Origin of the sequence: Flavobacterium luminosum (assembly GCF_023635005.1) — a bacterium.
Taxonomy (GTDB): domain Bacteria; phylum Bacteroidota; class Bacteroidia; order Flavobacteriales; family Flavobacteriaceae; genus Flavobacterium; species Flavobacterium luminosum.
Genome location: NZ_JAMLJM010000008.1, coordinates 60,038 through 78,271 on the forward strand (window position 1 = coordinate 60,038; position 18,234 = coordinate 78,271).

The following is an 18,234-nucleotide window of genomic DNA, read 5'->3' on the forward strand; positions in this document are numbered from 1 at the left end:
GGTGCTTTTTTCTATCCGCTTCGTTATGGTTTCTTAAAAATTCATTATCAGTTTCACACTGATATTACGTCCCATATTGAAAACGCCCATTCTTCCCGTTGCCGGATTTTCAGGAGCATATTTCAGTCTGCTTAAATGACTTTGATAAGCCACATCAGCAAGATTTTCTCCACTAATGAACAAAGACATAAAGTCGCTCCGGTTGAACGCCTTAATATTTGTTCCGATACCTGCACTCAATAAAGTGTATGCGGGTGTTGCTGTTTCTGTTCCGTAAGCACTGAAAAACTTATCCTGCTGAAAGAAGTGGTTAATCCCAAATTTGATGTAAGCGTTGGAAAACGTTCTATTTACATTCCTTAATTCGGCTTTGATTTCGCCCCTGTATCTCGGGGCTGGGATAAACGGCAAGTATTTCGAGCTTTCGGGTTGGCTGCTTTGGGTAGCCTGTACATACGAAAATGAGTTTTCCAAATGCAGCCATTCTATCGGTTGCGGGTGTATGTCCAAATAAATTTCGCCACCAACTAAGGTAGCGTTGCCCGCTGTATATTGAAAGGCTGGCGCACCATCAACAGGGTCGGGAATAATTTCCGTTCCGTCTTCCGCAACAAGTTTTTCGAGATAGATATAATTTTGAATGAAGTTTACAAATGGCGTAAGCTCCAACGTAATGTGTTTGGAGTTCAGAAAATAGGCAACATCTATCTGGTGACTGATTTCTGATTTTAAATCAGGTGTTCCGAACAGATAACGAAACGTTCCCTCGTGTCTTCCGTTCGCTGACAGTTCCGTACTGTTCGGCGCTCTGAAACCTCTCGATACATTGAATTTTAACGTAGAATTTTTATCGACTTGATAAGACAATCCTAAGCTACCGGAAACGCCATTGTAGTTTTTATTAAAGGCACTGAACTTTAATTCCGCATCGGGGTCTGTACTTTGCACAGGCTCTTCGTCTTCATTAAGATAGAGTTCTTTTGAGTTCATAGACCTGTTGTCAAATCTAAGTCCTCCGGCTAAAGTGAGTTTGCCAAAAGTTTTCTGTGTAAAAAGAAATGCTCCGGCATCAAACAGATTATAGGCAGGTATCAAAAATTCTTCCCCTCTGTTGGTGTTGGATTGCCACATACCACCGATACCAACCGAAGTTTCCCAGCCTCTTGATTTTTCAAAATTATACCGCACATTATAATTAAGTGTGTTCAAATCAAAGAACAATGCCGGTTCATTGGGAGCGGCGGGGTTTTCATACTCTCTTCGTTTATTGTTCTGAAAACCGAAATCGGCATTAATTGTACCTTTATTCAATATGAAATAATTGTTGGAAGAAACGCCCAAATGGTTGATGGTCTGATGTGGAAAACCGACCTTATACCCTTTATAATCATTTCCGCTTGCAACTACTTCATCGCCATTGGCATTTTCATAGATAAATCTTCCTAACTCGTCCCTTTCGCCCTCTACAAGATTAAGCGTGTTGTTATAAGAGCTGACGGTGAGGTGCGAGTGTCCCCACCTTTTGTTTATTCCCAAGAACAAGCTGCCGTTAAGTTCCTTAAAACCCGAATTGAAGACTTTCCCATCGTAGGCATTTTGATAGTTGCCCGCAAATTTATTACTAAACCTGCCCAACCATTGTAAACCATCCTTATTGCCTGCATTGGAAAGGGAGTAGCCTATCAGGTTATTATTGCTTTGGTAATTCGTAGAAACCTGCGTTTTTATCTCACCTATTGGCAAGGCTTTAGGAGCAAGAAAGTTAAGCACTCCGGCAATACCGTCCGAGCCGTACATCAGGCTGCCGGGACCTTTCACTACTTCCACTCTGTCCACCGCATTCTCATCTATTTCAATACCGTGTTCATCTCCCCATTGCTGCCCTTCTTGACGAATACCGTTATTCAATGTAATCACCCTGTTGTATCCCAATCCTCTTATGGTAGGTTTTGAAATTCCCGTACCCGTTGTTATCTGGTTTACGCCCGGTATGTTTCTCAAACCGTCAATCAGGTTGGTAGCACTGTTTTGTTTTAAGGTGTTGCCGTCAACCGCTTTGACAATAACAGGGCTTAATCTTAGTTCTGTCGAGCGGGTTACACCTGTGATGATTAACTCGTTCAGCTCCGTAATGGCAGGACTTAATACAAAGTCCATAACCGTATCTTGTGCTATCGTTATTTTCTCGATTATTGGTTCATAACCTGTAAAACTTATCTCTAAAAGATATGTTCCCCGTTTCAGGTTTTTGATTTCATAATTACCGTTTACATCCGTTGTGGTTCCGGCTTTTAAATCAGCAATATAGACTGATACCCCGGCTAAATTTTTATTATTTTCCTGGTCTTTTACTGTACCGGAAATTCTGTTTTGTGCAAATATGTTTAAGGTTGCTGAAACAAAGGCAACCAATAGCAATACGCTTTTTAAATTCATAAATCTGATTTTTTAATTCTTATAATTTGAGCTGGATAAACAGACGCTCCGGCTGCTTACCTCTATAAAAAATCAAATTATTGGCGGACCTCTGTTTTGGGTTTCAGGAAGTGTGGCTTCGTAAAAATTTGCCTTATATAATGTATATTCCGAACGATGTTCAACATTAATGCAAACAAACTGTATAGCGGTAAAAAGATGAACAGATACACAATGATTGTCACAAAGAAAACACTTCTTTAATACTTTGCTAAGGTGGGCTTTATGTTCGCAGAAACTATTGCTGCCATCTGAATAGTAAACAGTTTTTTCACATTTGGTTGCTTTTTCAAATGCAATAATTTCATCGTGGTGGTGAAACATAAGTGCAGGGCTGTTGCCGAACAGGTATAACAGCAACAGAAAAAGTCCTGCAAATTTTATGTTTCTTTTATCTTTCAATTTTAGCTACGATATGGTTAAAAATGTTTTGGATTTTCCTGTAAACTCAACGGGTATCTACCAAAGACAATCCTGAAAATCGGTTGCCATATGTAACAATAAGCCCAGCGCAACAATCCTGACTATTTTGTTGCCGAACAGCAAGAGCAAGAAATACACTGCTATTGCATAATACGAATGCAGGTAGTGAAAGCCAACGCTGCATCTGTTCGGGTCGAATATCGGTTCTGCAAACAGGTGGTCTATATCAACAAGCATTGTTGCTAACAAAATTATCCAGACCATCTTCCATTCCTTTCTGAAAAACACGAAGGCAACCAATCCCGGAAAGAGAAGGTGCAAAGCGTAGTGGATAATATTTTGCAGTACGAATAAGGACATTTAGTTATTTTTCTTTGGTCGTTTTTTAGTCGGGTATGAAGCCTATTAATAGTTTATGTTGATTTGTTATGGAAATAAAGCCTTGCGGAAGTCTTATTCCACAAAGCCTTATTATTTCACCGCCAATTTTAGATGAAAAATTAGTGTTGATGTCCGTGTGCTTTGTCAGCAGCAGAAACCTCATTTTTAAATTTTCCAACCAACTTTTTGCCCTCATAGGTAATCGTAACGGTGCAATTCGTATGGATGCCATTTTTAGGCAATGCCACTGTCAATGCTCCATTTTTACCTGCGATAAGATTAGCTGTTGATTTACTGCCATTTTCAAAAGCAAATTCTACCGAGCCGGTAGCCGTTTTGGTTAACGTTTTAGCATTGGCATCCAGCACATAAAAAGTAAGCGCATTGTTGGCTTTTACCATTTCGATATGGTAGTTGTCAATATCTACCATTTTACCCCCGTGTGGAGCTGCACCGTGTCCGCTTTGAGCCATTGCAGGGCTAATTGCTAAAGTTGCAATAGCAACCACTAAAGCCATTCCGATTGATTTGATTTTTCTCATTTTTTTTGATTTTTAAAAAGTGAATAATTAAGAATTAAATTTTTACCCTAAGTAATTTGATTGAATTAAGAAACACCAGCGTATCAGGTAACAGGTGGATGATGGCTGCCTGCACCGGTCCTAAAACTCCCGTTAACACCAATGTGATACCTACAACGTGTACCACACCCACACCGCCGATGATATTTTCCTTAATTGTCCTGAATGCTTTTTTACTGATGGCTTTGGAACGGGCTATTTTTTCCAGCTTATCTTCCACCAATACAATATCAGCCGCTTCCATTGCAGCTTGTGTACCCACTATGCCCATAGAAATACCTACATTCGCCTGTACCAAAGCAGGTGCATCGTTAATGCCGTCACCAACCATTGCTACTTTTTCGCCTTTGGATTGTAGTTCCTGTATCGCCTTGATTTTGTCTTCAGGCAGCATATCTGCCCTGAATGATGTAATACCTAATTGTCCTGATACGTGTGCTGCCGTCTGTGGATTGTCGCCTGTGAGCATAATGATGTTTTCTACACCGCTTCTTTTCAATTCCTCAATCATTTCCTTTGCTCCCGGACGTATCGCATCTGACACATAAAACACAGATGCCGCATTGCCATCCACCGCCATATAGATAGCCGTATCGGTGAGGTTTTCGCTATTGACGGTTACGGAAATAGTATGGTCGTCCATCAGCGTTTTGTTACCTATCAGCACTTTTTTATTGTTGATGGTAGCACTGATACCTTTCCCTTTGAATACCTCAAAATCCGTAGGCTCTGATAACGAAGCACCCATATTGTCCGCATACATCAGTATAGCATTGGCAAGGGGGTGGCTGGAACGGTTTTCCGCTGATGCCGCTAATTGCACCAATTCTTTTTCAGTAAAGCTGTCATCGAGTATTTCAACTCTGTTTACGGTAGGCTTACCTATGGTCAATGTGCCTGTTTTGTCAAAAACAATGGTTTTTATCTTCGCCAATTCTTCCAAAAACTTACCGCCTTTTACAAGTATTCCTTCTCTTGCGGCTCTTGCTATGGCAGAAATGGTTACTAAAGGCGTAGCTAAGCCTAATTCGGCAGGCGAAGTGAAAATAAGCAGGGCTATCACGAGCTTTACATCTTTAGTTAGTAGGTAAACACCCAATACAAAAACGAAAACAACGGGTATCAGCCACGCCGCTACCTTATCCGTTAATTTTTCAATAGGGGCTTTACTGCTTTCTGCTTCTTCTACCAAAGCGATAATGCGTGAAAACACCGTATCTTTTCCCGCTTTGGTCATTTCTACGTCCAAAGCCCCTAACTCCAGTATTGTACCTGCAAATACTTCTGTACCGGAATTTTTTTCTACGGGTACGCTTTCTCCTGTTATGGGGGCTTGGTTTACAGACCCCGAACCCGCCACTATCTTACCGTCAACGGGTATTTTTTCGCCAGCCTTTACCACCACAATATCACCCACCGTCAGTGATGCAATAGATACGGGCTGCTCGTTACCGTCCTTTTTCAATATGGCTGTCTGTGGCACAGAACCGATGAGTTCCTTTATAGATGCTCTTGCTCTTTCACCGCTTGCACTGGCAATGTATTCGGCAATCAGGATAATCATCAGCACCACAGAACCCGCTAAATATTCTTTACCAACGACCGATACGATTACGGCAATGGAAATAAATAACTCCGTACCTATTTTCCGTTCCCTGATTAATTCGAGAATGGCAGTTTTTAGCAATGCGTATAAACCAAAAGCCGTAGCTGCCAGCAAGACGGGAAGTGGTATAATTTCTAAATAAAACAACAGGCTGGCAATACCCACTGTAATAATGCGTATGATTTCCCAAAAAAATTGCCGGGAAAAAAAGGTTTGTAAATAGTTCATATTGTTATGATATTAATGGGTATGCCCTTTGGATATACCCAAGTTTGAAATAACTACCGATAATATGAGCAATGCTATAAACAATACTACCCCAAGGGCAATCAAACCATACTTCATCTTTTTAGATAGGGGTCTGTTATTTGTACCTCCTTTTCTTTTCGGAGGAGGTACAAATTTTTTCCTCTTTCTTGTTTTCCGACTTCTATTTGTTCTTGATTTCATACAGTAGATAGCATTGTCTTATTCTTCCTCTTCAGCGTTTTTAATTGCCGAAAGAATGGTATAAGCATTTTTAGTAACTACCTTTAATGATTGCTGATTAACACTTTGAGGCAATTCGATAGCCGTATAGCCTTCCTGTTCCATACCTTTGGCAACTTGTACCAACTGGAAGGTATAGCCGTCTTTACTATCCGCTGTTTGAATAATGATGTAATCCAAACCGTCCAACTGAACAATGGCATCATTCGGTACTGCACTCTTTTGTTCCGTTCCTGTTTCTACCCACGCCTTTACATACATTCCCGGTAAAAGTTTTGCATCTTTGGTAAAGCGGCAAAGCACAGGTATCATTTTTTTGTCATCGGCTGCCTGACCTACCAAGTACACTTTTGCTGTGTGGCGGTAATCATTCTCATTAGATAATGAAAACTTAACCGTTTGCCCAACCTGAATTTTTCCCAAGTCTTTTTCAAAGGCATTTAAGGCAAGATGCAGGGCATCTGTACCTGTTATCTCAAACAGCACATCGGTAGGGGCAGCATATTTACCAATGTTGGTATTGCTGCTTTTGATATAACCTGAAATGGGTGCATAAATGCCCGCAGTTCTGGAAATTTTATTGCTGCTTTTTAAACTTGCGCTGCTGATGCCAATGAGTGCCATTTGCTGTTCTAATCCGGCAATACGGGCTTTCATTACATTATAATCTGAACTTACCTGTTGAAAAGTCTTTGCTGCATTCACATCCTCGTTTCTCAATTCCTGCTGCCTTTTGTATTCCTGCGATAAATATTCCAACCTGCCGATACTTTCCAGATATTCCTGCTGAATGGTAATAAATTCCGGGTTTTCAATGGTGGCTAATTGCTGTCCTTTTTTTACAGCTTGCCCCGGTAGCAGCCCTGCTGTTTTTATATAACCTCCCAATGGTGCTGACACTGTGGCTATACTGTTAGGGTCAGCTTCGATAGCTCCCGTCAGCTTGATGATATTACTTAGGTTTCTTAATTCGATAGCACCTGTTTGTATCTCTGATAGCTTATACTGGTCAGGAGTAAACGTAATTTGTCTGACCGAAGAAGCTGTGTCCGCCTTGCTTTCTGCGGTAGTCTGCTCCCCGGCAGCTTGCTCTTTTTTATCCTTACAGGATACTACCACTATTGCTGATAGCAGTAGGAGCGGTATATATTTTTTAAATGACCTATTCATTATTTTAATTTTTTTGAATGATTAATTTTTACCTGAAATTGCTTCTATGGAAATAACGACCCTGTTGAAATTATACAGGTTGTCTATATACTCCGAATGGATGTTATTGGATAGCGTAAGGTTTTGCAAATATTGTGTATAGGAAATATCACCGCTTCTAAAACCTTTATCCGAGTTGTTGATAATCAGGTCTGCCTGCGGCAATGCCTGTGTCTGATAATAGTTTATTGACTTCTGATATTTCACATACTCCTGCGCCAGCTCTTTTAATTGTCCGTTCAGGTTCATCGTTGTCAGTTCCACCTGTTTTTGTGCAATCTGCTCGTTGATTTTAGCCGCATTGATTTTGGATTTATAACCTCCGGGGAAAAGAGGAATAGCAACACCAATCTGGAAAAAATTAAACCGGTCTTTTCCGGTATAGGTTCTGTCTATACCGTTTATTGTTTGCAAGCCTTTGTAGGTTTGACCGTTATAACCTAAAATAATATCCGGTAGCATCTTGCTTCTCTCCAAAGAGATTTCTCTTTGGCTTACATTGATTTCCTGTTGCAGATATTGAATGATGGGATTATTGGCAGTAGATGCGTTATCCATAGGCAATAATATATCTCTTGGAACTAATGCGGTATCTGCTATACTGATATCATCGGTTGTGTTGAGCAATGTCTGTAAAAGCTGCTTGGCAATTTTTATATCGGCTTCGTTCTTTTCCAGCTCATTTTGAATTTGCCGGTACTGTACAGATGAAGTAGCATTTTCAAGGCTTGTACTTTCTCCTGTCCGGTATCTCACGTCGCTTGCTTTGCTTAGCTTACTAAAAATGGTGTCCTGCTCTAACAACAGCTTCCTTTTTTCCAAAATGTACTGGTATTGCAGGTAAGCCAGCTTCACGTCTTCTACAAGGTCGTTTTCGGTCACAGCTTTGTATTTTTCGCTGCTTTGTATTCTTTCCTGCGCCAGCTTTGACTGGTTGCCGTAAACCGTTGGAAAATCAAAACGCTGTGTAACACTGATTAAATTATCATTAATGGTAGGATTACTCACTACGCCCTGCGTATAGGAAATTTCTGTCTTAGGAATAGTAACGCTTCCTTTTTTTAAAGCCTGCTGGACATTGATGTTATACTCCGCTATCTTGATGCTGTTGTTGTTTTTTAACGCCTCGTCAATAGATTGCTGCAAGGTCAGCACTCTCGTTCCCGAATTGGATGGTACTTGCGCCTGCATTACAGATGGGAAACAGAAAAATCCCAATAGCAATATGGCGGTAGGTAAGGCTTTGTTTTTACGCATTTTGAAAGATGATTTAGTGAAGTAGATATACAGTACCGGCAGCACTACAAGGGTTAAAGCGGTTGCCGTTATCAGCCCTCCAATAACTACCGTAGCCAACGGGCGTTGTACTTCTGCACCTGATGAGCTGGACAAAGCCATTGGTAAAAAGCCTAAAGAGGCTACGGCGGCTGTCATCAATACAGGTCTTAACCTTACCCGAGTGCCAATACGCACCCTTTCGTAAATATCTTCTACACCGTCTTTTGCCAATCGGTTAAATTCCGCTATCAATACAATCCCGTTCAGAACCGCAACCCCAAACAACGCAATAAAACCTACACCTGCAGAAATACTGAAAGGCATATCCCTGATAAGTAGAGCAAATACACCGCCTATTGCAGACAATGGAATAGCTGTGAATATTAATAAGCCCTGCTTTACCGAACGGAATGTAAAGTATAAAAGCAATAGGATGAGCAATAGTGCGACAGGCAAAGCTACTGCCAGCCTTGCGTTGGCTTCTTCGAGATTTTTAAATTGCCCGCCATAGGTGATATAATAGCCTGATGGCATCTTAACCTTAGCATTCACAATATCCTGAATATCGTTTACGATGCTTTTTACATCTCGGTTTCTTACGTTGAAACCAAGTGTAATCCGTCTTTTCGCATTATCTCGCTGTATTTGTACCGGACCGGGTTTGTAAGCAATATTCGCCACCTCGCTTAAAGGGATTTGCTGACCTGTGGGCGTACTTACAAATAGATTTTGAACATCTGTAATGTCTGCTCTTGAAGCATTATCCAATCGTACTACCAAATCAAAACGTCTTTCTCCCTCGTACACCAAACCTGCTGCTTTACCGGCAAAGCCTGTTTCGATGGCACTGTTCACGTCCTCAACGTTCATTCCGTATTGGGCTATCTTATCTCGGTCAAACTGTATGCTGATTTGTGGTAAACCCGTAATTTCTTCCACATACAAATCTTCTACACCCTCAACATTTCTTATTTTCCGACCTACATCTGAAGCAAGGTCAGAAAGCACATCTAAATCTTCACCGTATATTTTTAAAACCACATCCTGCTTAGCACCGGTAAGCAATTCGTTAAAACGCATCTGTATGGGTTGCTGGAAACTGAATGTTGCATTGGGGATTACAGATAGAGATTGTTGCATTTTTTCAATCAGTTCTTCTCTGTCGCCTGCACTTGTCCATTCTTTTTTAGGCTTTAGCTTAACAACCATATCTCCCGCTTCAATAGGCATTGGGTCTGTCGGAATTTCACCCGAACCTATTTTGTTTACTACCTGTTCTACTTCGGGATAGTTCTTCAATAAAATGGTTTGTGCTTTTTGGGAAACGTCTATCATTTGGGTGATGGAGCTTCCCACGGGAACCCTTGTTTCCACTGCAAAATCGCCCTCGTCCAACTGCGGGATAAATTCACCGCCCATTCTGTTGAATGTGATAAGTGTGATGATGAACAATACCACTGCAACCGATACTACCAAAAGTTTTCGCTTCATCGCACCATTAATGATAGGTGTATAAACTTTCTGTATGGCTTTCATCATCCTGTCCGAAAAGTTTTCTTTGTGCGTTGTCTTTTTACTCAACACCAATGCAGACATCATCGGAACGTAAGTGAACGATAACAGGAATGCGCCTAAAATGGCAAAAGAAACTGTTTGTGCCATTGGTCCAAACATTTTACCCTCAACGCCTACCAATGCTAATAAAGGCAGGTACACGATTAAGATAATAATCTCGCCAAATGCTGCTGCGGAACGTATCTTACGGGACGACTGATAAACTTCTTCGTCCATTTGGTCTTGTGTCAGTTTAGCCACGCCACCGTACCGTTCCTTGCTACCTGTAATCCTATGCAACACCGCCTCAACTATAATGACCGTTCCGTCAACGATTATCCCGAAGTCAATTGCCCCCAAGCTCATCAGGTTTCCTGAAACTCCAAAAACCCGCATCATTGCTATTGCAAACAACATTGCCAGTGGAATTACAGAAGCCACTACCAATCCGCCTCGCAGGTTTCCTAAGAAAAGTATCAATACAAAAATTACAATTAATGCCCCTTCAATAAGGTTGGTTGAAACGGTTGAAATAGCTCCGTCCACCAATTTTTTACGGTCGAGGAAAGGCTCTATTTCTACACCTTCGGGTAAACCTTTCTGAATTTCCGCAATCTTTTCTTTTACATTGGTAATAACCTCCGATGAGTTAGCTCCTTTCAACATCATAACGATACCTGTAACGGTTTCGCCCTCACCGTTACGTGTGGCTGCTCCGTATCTTGGACCGTTGCCAAAACGAACTTCGGCTACATCTCTTAACAAAACGGGTACGCCTCCCTCGGTTTTTATAACAATTTTTTTGATTTCCTCAATGTTCTTTACCAAGCCTTCGCTTCGGATAAAGAAAGCATTCGGACCTTTATCAATATATGCACCTCCCGTATTTTGGTTGTTTTTTTCCAGTGCTGTGAAAATATCGGAGATATTAATGTTCTGGCTGGCAAGCCTGTCAGGTTCAATGGCGATTTCGTATTGCTTTACAAACCCTCCGAAGCCACTTACTTCCGCCACGCCGGGCGTACCTAATAGCTGCCGTTTAATAATCCAGTCCTGAATGGTTCTTAACTCTGTGGCATCGTACTTATCTTCATAGCCTTTTTTGGGATGGATAACGTATTGGTAGATTTCGCCCAAACCGGTGGTTACAGGAGCCATTTCAGGCGTACCCACCCCTTCGGGGATATTTTTAGCTGCAATAGTCAGCCTTTCCTGTACCTGTTGCCTGCCCCAATAGATGTCTACCTTTTCTTCAAATACAATGGTAACAATAGAAAGCCCAAAACGGGAAAAGGAACGCATATCCTTTATACCCGGAATGCTGACCATTGTCTGCTCCACGGGAAAGGTTACGAGCTGTTCCACTTCCTGCGCCGCCAGTGTAGGCGATACAGTAATGACCATCACCTGATTATCCGTGATGTCAGGTGTGGCATCAATAGGAAGTTTGGTAAGCGAATAGGAACCCCAGCAAATTAATGCCAGGGTAAATAATCCTATTACCAACTTATTCTTGATTGAAAAATGAATGATGTTATTTAACATATCATAATGTTATTAGAATATTTATTGTTTAAGAAGATACTGTCCTTTCATTTTGATTTTAACAGTAATGTTCTCATTGGAATTGTTTTTGAAATACCAGCCCTGCGGACCTTCAAACGGAGCGACTAAAGAGCCGACCATATTATTGGAATAGGCAATAGTATAGCTTTCAAAGTAGTTGCTGTTGTTCTTTACTTCGCCGTGAAAGTCAAAGTATAGCTCACCTTTATCGGTAATCCATTCATATTTCATCTGACCGTATTTCAACATATTTACTTTGTATTCCAATCCTTCGCCTGCCGGAATAACCACGCTTACCTCGTCTGTACGTTCTGCCAGTTGAGTGGCTGGTGGCGGGTTATCTGCCGCCGCTGGTTTGGCAACATCTGCCGGAGAGCCAACATTTTCCAGTTTTAGTATCTTGTGCGGTCCCGAAGCCAACGCTTCCGTACCTGCATCACCAACATACAGCTTGCTAAAGCCTGTTGCCTTGCCAATACCCAAAGGGTCTATCCCGTATTCAGCCGGGAGTACGGCACTTACCAAGAGTACCGCTCCAATAACCAAAGCAATAATGACCTGCTTTACAATGGATTTCTTATCTAAGATTTGATGTGCTATTTCTGCCATTTTGATATTTGTTAAGAGTTAAAATAACCGACTAACTGATAGCCGAATAATAAAAAGCCTGCTGCCATCAGCAACATATTTGTAACTGTTGAGAATTTTAGAAAACTCGGTGACCTTCTCCAATTAGTGATGATAAACAATACAAGGGCTAAGGCTATGAACTGACCTATCTCTACACCGATATTGAAGCCAAGCAGGTTGGTCAATAAGCCGGTTCGGTCAAAGCTCAATTCCTGTAACTTACTGGCTAAACCAAACCCGTGAAAAAGTCCAAAGATTAAGACTGCCGCTTTGGTATTGGGCTGACGTCCTAAAAACCTTTGAAAGCCTCCTAAATTATCGAAGCCTTTATACACGATAGACAATGCAATAATGGCATCAATCAGATAGGCATTGATTGCCATATCTGCCAATACACCCAGCAATAGGGTAATACTGTGACCAATGGTAAAAAAACTCACATAAAGCAGTACTTCTTTTGGGCGATACAGAAAAAAGATAACGCCTACAAGAAAGAGCAGGTGGTCATACCCGGTGAGCATATGCTTTGCCCCGATATACAGAAAAGGAACGAAAGCTACTCCCGAATTGCCGCTTAAAAATGTCTGGGTATCCTCATCTACTCCGTGAGCATACGCCGCCCCTGAAACCAATATCAGTAGGGCTATTGATAGAAAAATTTTGATATACTTCATTTCCGGATTTTTTGTTAATTGAAAGCATAGCATCGAGGATGTGCATAGGTGAATACACACATCTCACGATGTACAGTTTGTGAAATCAATTATGCACACGGATTAAGCGTAATCCCCAAAAGGATTAATGCTTGTGTCCGTGAGCTTTGTCTATGCTGTCCTGATTAACTTTAGGCTGCGCAGCAGATTTATCTGTGCTGTCAGCAGGTGTATGATTACCCGCAGGGTCGTGGGAATGACCGTGAGCCTTGTCAATGCTGTCCTGATTGACTGCCGGAGCTGTTAGTTCCTGTTCTGAATTTGAATTATCCGAAGAAGATTTTTCGCTGTTATTGCAAGCTGTAAACGCAAGTGCAGCAAATGCCGCTATAATGAATGATTTTTTCATCGTTAAAATAAATTTGATATTAAAAAAGAAATAATTCGCCCGTAGGATTGGGCGTAACTCAAATTTTAACTTTCAGAGAATGAAAGTTAAGCAACGATGAAAGAGGGAGGTCCCCGAAGGGTGTATGCTCCGAGGAGCGGTGGTAAATAAATAAAGTGTCCATCAGGTGGAAACGTGTGTTTCTGATAGACAACTATATATTCAACAGGCGGAATGAAATCAATCGGTAAAGCCTTGATTGATTTTACATCATCCTTTGAAATAACAATTCTGGTTTCGCTTGAATTAGTAAAAGATACGTGTTCGCCAGCGTGTATAAAACCCGAAAAGGCAAGCTCTAAAGGTGTTTCTTTACTATTGTTATGATGATTGTTGCCATTCTGATGCCCGTCATTGGCAATATCTGCGTGGTGGTGGTGCGATACAATGCCGTGCCCCAAAATAACTAATTGGGCAGCAATTAAAAACAATATGGCAATATATTTACGCAACATTATGGCAAAGATATACAAATAAGTTCATTTGGTAATAATTCGGTGCAAAAAAATGAATTTAGCCCCCAATAAAATATTACAATGGCAGATGCTTAAATTTAAAAAGCCTTTTACACAGGCTCAACAGGAATATGGATTGCTCTCTCCATATTTTCGTAAGGATTTGTCAGCGGGCTTTGCGGTAAAATCTCAAATGCAAAAGGTTGTTTAATCCTGTAAGGGCTTTGATGCAGCCATTCGTATAAGCTGTGAAAAGTATGGAATATTTGTTTTGTATCGCCTGTAATGCCACATACGGCAAACTTTCCGCCGTCAATGTTTAGTATATCAATGCCTTTGGGTATCTCCTGATGTGCCTGTAACGTTATTCCTGCCTGATATATGCCTGCGTGTGGATTGACAATGCCGACAAATTGCGTGTTCACAGTCAGTAAATCCCTTGCCTCTGCAAACTGAATAACTCTTTTGAAACTCTTATGAATTTCTCCGATGTCTGTTAAAGGTGCATTTACAAAAATGACTTTAAGCGATTGGGCTTTTTTTATTTCAATGCTCAAATCCTTTTCCCTGCCGTTATTATCATTTACGAAAAAGTTCCCATTGATTTTTATATGCTTCAGGTACTTTGTAATAGTCGTGTGGTCTTTTGACGGAATGTTCCGCAATTCCTCTGCCGAAATACCAAAGAAATTCCTAAAGCTCCTTGCAAATGTAGAAGATGAAGCAAAACCGTTATCCAGTGCAATTTCGGTAATGGATTTGTGCGTATGTGTGAGCAAATAATGGGCAACATTTATCATTCTTACCTTTATGATAAACTGTTTCGGGCTTTCGCCAGTTACCTGCTTAAATATTTTTTGGAAATGAAAAGGCGAATAATTAGCGATGCCCGCAAGTTGTGCTAACGAAAGCTCCTCTTGCGGGTTTTGCTGAATGAAGTTGATAACTGCATTGATTTTCTTTTTATGTTCCGTTGAAATATCAAACATCGCTTACAAAGGTAATCAAAATACAGGCTAATGGTTTGAGTGCTGCTCCATTCCGTTGTGGTGTGGCGGTGTATGATGCCCTGAATGAAAATGATGAATAATGCCGTGAACAATGGTTGCAACAAGGATGAGGTGAAGCATCACAAGAACGACTTTACTGAAATGGCGATACCATTTTCCAAGCGAATGCCTGTCTATGTAAATCCTCAAAAAAACGGCTGCAATCAACGTCAATAATTCAAAGGTCAAAAGACCTGCTAAATGTAAGTGAAACATAATTTTATATGTAAGCTGATTAAATTAAAAAAAGCAAAGAGCAACCTTATATTGTTACTCTTTGCTGTAACTGCGTTCATCATTTTTTAACAACAAGTTTTTCAGTTGCGGCATTAAACTCAATCGCCTTTTTGTTGCTTTCGGCAACTCTCGATTGTTTGCCGTGAATGATTTTTCCCAAAGGGCAAATACCGTCAGCAGGTGGTTGGTGTCCTACGTGCAATGCCGCTCCAAGTGTAAGAACAGAAGCCGCACTTAACATTACAATTTTACCTTTCATATTATTTTCGACAGTGATTATAGTGCTGTCCCCGCACTTCTAATAATTTACTAAGGCAAAGATTGAATGTTTACATTGCATACACTTTACAAAACGAGGGAAGTAGTTTGCATTTCTTGCGATTGTTGCCAAAACATTTAAAGAACTTTCACTATTCGGCTATTGTTCCTGCACCAAATGCTGTAAGTTCGGGTCGTTCTTGATACGCTCCATTTCGCTGACTACAATATTCAGTATATCAGATTTTATCTGTTTGTAATTGCTTTCAATTTCCTGCTTCATTTTATCCTCGCCCTGCTCATTTACAAAAGATAAGATTTGCGGTATCTTTTGATAGGCTTTGCTTTCTGCTGCTACCTTTTCATTATCTACCACAATTTCGGCGTGAAAAATCTTTTGCTCGATACGTTCATCAAAGTTATCTGATACAGAACCGACAAACATCCCTTGCGTTAAAGTTGAGATTTTGGAAGCGGGAATAAGGCTGTCTAACTGTGTGGAGATAGAGGTAGATTTATCGTTGCGGTTAATCGTCATACTTTGGCGTTTCTGCAACACTTTACCAAAGCGTTCTGATAGGCTCTTTGCCGTTTCTCCAACCACCTGACCACTAAAAATATTGCCTACGGTATTCTGTATTACCTTGCTTTCTTTATCGCCGTAATCCCTCGTCAATTGCGAAAAATCCTGAAAGCCCAAGCAAACCGCTACCTTATTACTTCTCGCCGTTGCGATAAGATTGTCCAGTCCCCGAAAATAAATGGTGGGCAATTCGTCTATGATAACCGAACTTTTAAGCTGTCCTTTTTTGTTGATGAGCTTTACAATTCTTGAATTGTATAAGCCCAATGCTGCGGAGTAGATATTTTGACGGTCGGGGTTATTGCCTACACATAAAATTTTCGGCTCTTTCGGATTGTTGATGTCGAGCGTGAAATCATCGCCTGTCATCACCCAATAAAGGCTCGGCGAAATCATTCTTGATAAAGGAATTTTTGCCGATGCAATTTGTCCCTGTAACTGGTCTTGTGCGCCGCCTTGCCACGCATCCATAAAGGGCGACAAATAATTTTCCAAATCGGGGTAAGAGGTTAAAATCGTGAACACGTCCGAATACTTTTTATTCAGCAATTCAATGGCGTGTGGGAACGTACAATACTTACCATTCTCGTAGATTTTCAGATACCAAATAATGGCAGCCAATAAGATAATTGGGCTTTCTACGAAGAAATCGCCCTGCTTCTGTATCCAGCTTCGGTTGAGGTTTAGCATTATGGTATAAGCCGCTTCGTAAGCATCGGATATGTCGGTCATAAAATCGGGATTGAGTGGATTGCAACGATGGCTCTTGCGTGGGTCGTCAAAATTTATCACGTAAAATTTTGGCTGTACTTTGTACTTGTCCCTGTGCTTCAGTAAATGATTGTAGGCAATGGTAGAAAGGTCGTCAAACTTGAAATCGTATATGTACATACTGAAACCTTTCTCTATCTGCTGCTTGATGTAGTTATTTACAATCGCATACGATTTACCCGAACCCGGAGTGCCTAACACAATTGATGCCCTGAATGGATTGACGATGTTAATCCAGCCGTTGTTCCATTTTCCTTTGTAATAAAACTTCGTGGGAAGATTGACAGAGTATTCGTTTTCCATCAACTTGGTTTCCTGCTGAAAGCTCTCGTTCTCGTTGTTGAAAACATCGTCCATCAGGTTGTTGCGAAGCAAACGGCTCATCCAAACGCCAGCGACCATTAAGGCGATATACCCTAAACCTGTGGTTAAGATATACAGAAATGTAGCGATTAATAACGGTAGCTTTAGTAAAGGGAAATTCAGAAAGAACAGGATAATACCGATTGCTAAAGCCACATAGATTTTAGACCAGGTTATCTTCTCATCTTTAACGCCCTTTGTTCCCAAACAGCTCAAAGCCAACAAAACCAAAGCGAAGACTTTGGTATATAAGGTATGCGAAAACAGCCCTGCCGTTCGCTGAAAGTTGCCTAATATTTTATTGATTAACTCCAATGTCCAGCCACGCTCTATAAAGAAACCGTAGCAGAACCAATAAAGGTGCATCAGCACTATGATGATGCTTACTGCCCGCATAAAAGCCATTATCTTGGCAAGTCCTCTTAAATCGTCTTCTCCCTGCATTTTTGTAAAATTTTAAATGTTCGGGCGTGAATTTAGAAGCTGTGTTGTGTGGCTATAAGAATGTGGCAGTGAATGGCAGTGTTTGGCATTAAGAGGCTATAAAGCCTTCAATACCGTTCAGGTAATCCAATGATTTTTTTTAAATTTATACTCGTGAAAACCATTTTGCTATTCTCGTCTGTTGGAACAAGCAAGATTTAAAAGAGGAATGCTATGAATTGGAATAATCCTGATGCTTATCCCGGAGAAACTGAAGAAGAATATGAAATTCGGAAAAGAGGTGAAAGCCAAGCTGCCACCGGATTAATGTCTGGGATAATAAAGTTTTTTCTTTTCGGCTTAAAAATAGCGGCTATTTTCGGCGTGTTCTTTTACGCCGGGTTTTTGCTGTCGCAAAAATTGTGGGGCAAAGAAACTGATAACTTTAAGATTTGGGCATTCTCCCTATTATTTGCCTACCTCATCTTCTGCATCGTTTATTTTTTGAAAGGAACTATTATAGGATTACGGAGAAAGAACCAGAGGCTATGGATATTACCGTGGGCTATCTGTGTTTTATTATGCTGCATTGTTCCTGCATTCATTATAAAATCAATAGTAGCTGGTATGTTCAGCGTGACAGAACGAGATAGTATATGGTGTATCGGGCTAAGCTGGGGAGCGTTTGTACTTTCCGCATTATACATCTACGGTATTTATCAATTCAAAACACCTACTGCACCTAAGATTTTGCATTGGAGCTATGCGTTGGGGCTGAAAGTTTCTACATAATAGGCAAAGA

At 40.8% G+C, this 18,234-nt stretch carries 14 protein-coding genes; 1 reads left to right on the top strand and 13 read right to left on the bottom strand.

The genetic code is table 11. The annotated features are described in order from the left end of the window. Positions 1 to 33 precede the first annotated feature (33 nt). The 13 genes from NAT50_RS10230 to mobC all read right to left on the bottom strand — a co-directional run bounded on the left by NAT50_RS10230 (position 34) and on the right by mobC (position 17,453). Complete coding sequence (locus NAT50_RS10230) at positions 34 to 2,418, bottom strand: TonB-dependent receptor (protein WP_250593174.1); 2,385 nt, start codon at positions 2,416 to 2,418, stop codon at positions 34 to 36. 516 nt (positions 2,419 to 2,934) lie between these two features. Further along, positions 2,935 to 3,258: a DUF6122 family protein gene (locus NAT50_RS10235; RefSeq protein WP_024567733.1), complete on the bottom strand. Its 324-nt coding sequence runs from the start codon at positions 3,256 to 3,258 to the stop codon at positions 2,935 to 2,937. 140 nt (positions 3,259 to 3,398) lie between these two features. Beyond that, on the bottom strand, positions 3,399 to 3,821 hold the full coding sequence (locus NAT50_RS10240; protein WP_024567734.1) for a hypothetical protein: 423 nt from the start codon (positions 3,819 to 3,821) through the stop codon (positions 3,399 to 3,401). 34 nt (positions 3,822 to 3,855) lie between these two features. Further along, positions 3,856 to 5,694 carry a heavy metal translocating P-type ATPase gene (locus NAT50_RS10245; protein ID WP_024567735.1) on the bottom strand — a complete coding sequence of 613 codons (1,839 nt, stop codon included), beginning with the start codon at positions 5,692 to 5,694 and terminating at the stop codon, positions 3,856 to 3,858. Between the two features lie 240 nt (positions 5,695 to 5,934). Further along, positions 5,935 to 7,125 carry an efflux RND transporter periplasmic adaptor subunit gene (locus tag NAT50_RS10250; RefSeq protein WP_024567736.1) on the bottom strand — a complete coding sequence of 397 codons (1,191 nt, stop codon included), beginning with the start codon at positions 7,123 to 7,125 and terminating at the stop codon, positions 5,935 to 5,937. A gap of 21 nt (positions 7,126 to 7,146) precedes the next feature. After that, positions 7,147 to 11,541, bottom strand: a complete 4,395-nt coding sequence (locus NAT50_RS10255; protein WP_024567737.1) for a CusA/CzcA family heavy metal efflux RND transporter — start codon at positions 11,539 to 11,541, stop codon at positions 7,147 to 7,149. A 21-nt stretch (positions 11,542 to 11,562) separates the two neighbouring features. Continuing rightward, positions 11,563 to 12,171, bottom strand: coding sequence for a hypothetical protein (locus NAT50_RS10260; protein WP_024567738.1), 609 nt, complete (start codon positions 12,169 to 12,171; stop codon positions 11,563 to 11,565). A gap of 11 nt (positions 12,172 to 12,182) precedes the next feature. Next, complete coding sequence (locus NAT50_RS10265) at positions 12,183 to 12,866, bottom strand: HupE/UreJ family protein (protein WP_024567739.1); 684 nt, start codon at positions 12,864 to 12,866, stop codon at positions 12,183 to 12,185. Positions 12,867 to 12,990: 124 nt separating this feature from the next. Next, entirely contained in the window at positions 12,991 to 13,254 is a 264-nt protein-coding gene (locus tag NAT50_RS10270; protein ID WP_024567740.1) for a hypothetical protein, read from the bottom strand. A gap of 86 nt (positions 13,255 to 13,340) precedes the next feature. Beyond that, entirely contained in the window at positions 13,341 to 13,766 is a 426-nt protein-coding gene (locus NAT50_RS10275) for a hypothetical protein (protein ID WP_228375991.1), read from the bottom strand. 92 nt (positions 13,767 to 13,858) lie between these two features. Then, entirely contained in the window at positions 13,859 to 14,737 is an 879-nt protein-coding gene (locus tag NAT50_RS10280; RefSeq protein WP_024567742.1) for a helix-turn-helix domain-containing protein, read from the bottom strand. Between the two features lie 355 nt (positions 14,738 to 15,092). Then, positions 15,093 to 15,293: a hypothetical protein gene (locus tag NAT50_RS10285; protein WP_024567743.1), complete on the bottom strand. Its 201-nt coding sequence runs from the start codon at positions 15,291 to 15,293 to the stop codon at positions 15,093 to 15,095. A 159-nt stretch (positions 15,294 to 15,452) separates the two neighbouring features. Then, complete coding sequence (mobC, locus tag NAT50_RS10290; protein WP_024567744.1) at positions 15,453 to 17,453, bottom strand: conjugal transfer protein MobC; 2,001 nt, start codon at positions 17,451 to 17,453, stop codon at positions 15,453 to 15,455. Positions 17,454 to 17,666: 213 nt separating this feature from the next. Between mobC and NAT50_RS10295 the strand changes: the two genes are divergently transcribed. Further along, the gene (locus NAT50_RS10295) at positions 17,667 to 18,224 is read left to right on the top strand and encodes a hypothetical protein (RefSeq protein ID WP_024567745.1); all 558 of its coding nucleotides are present in this window, start codon (positions 17,667 to 17,669) and stop codon (positions 18,222 to 18,224) included. Positions 18,225 to 18,234: the final 10 nt, after the last annotated feature.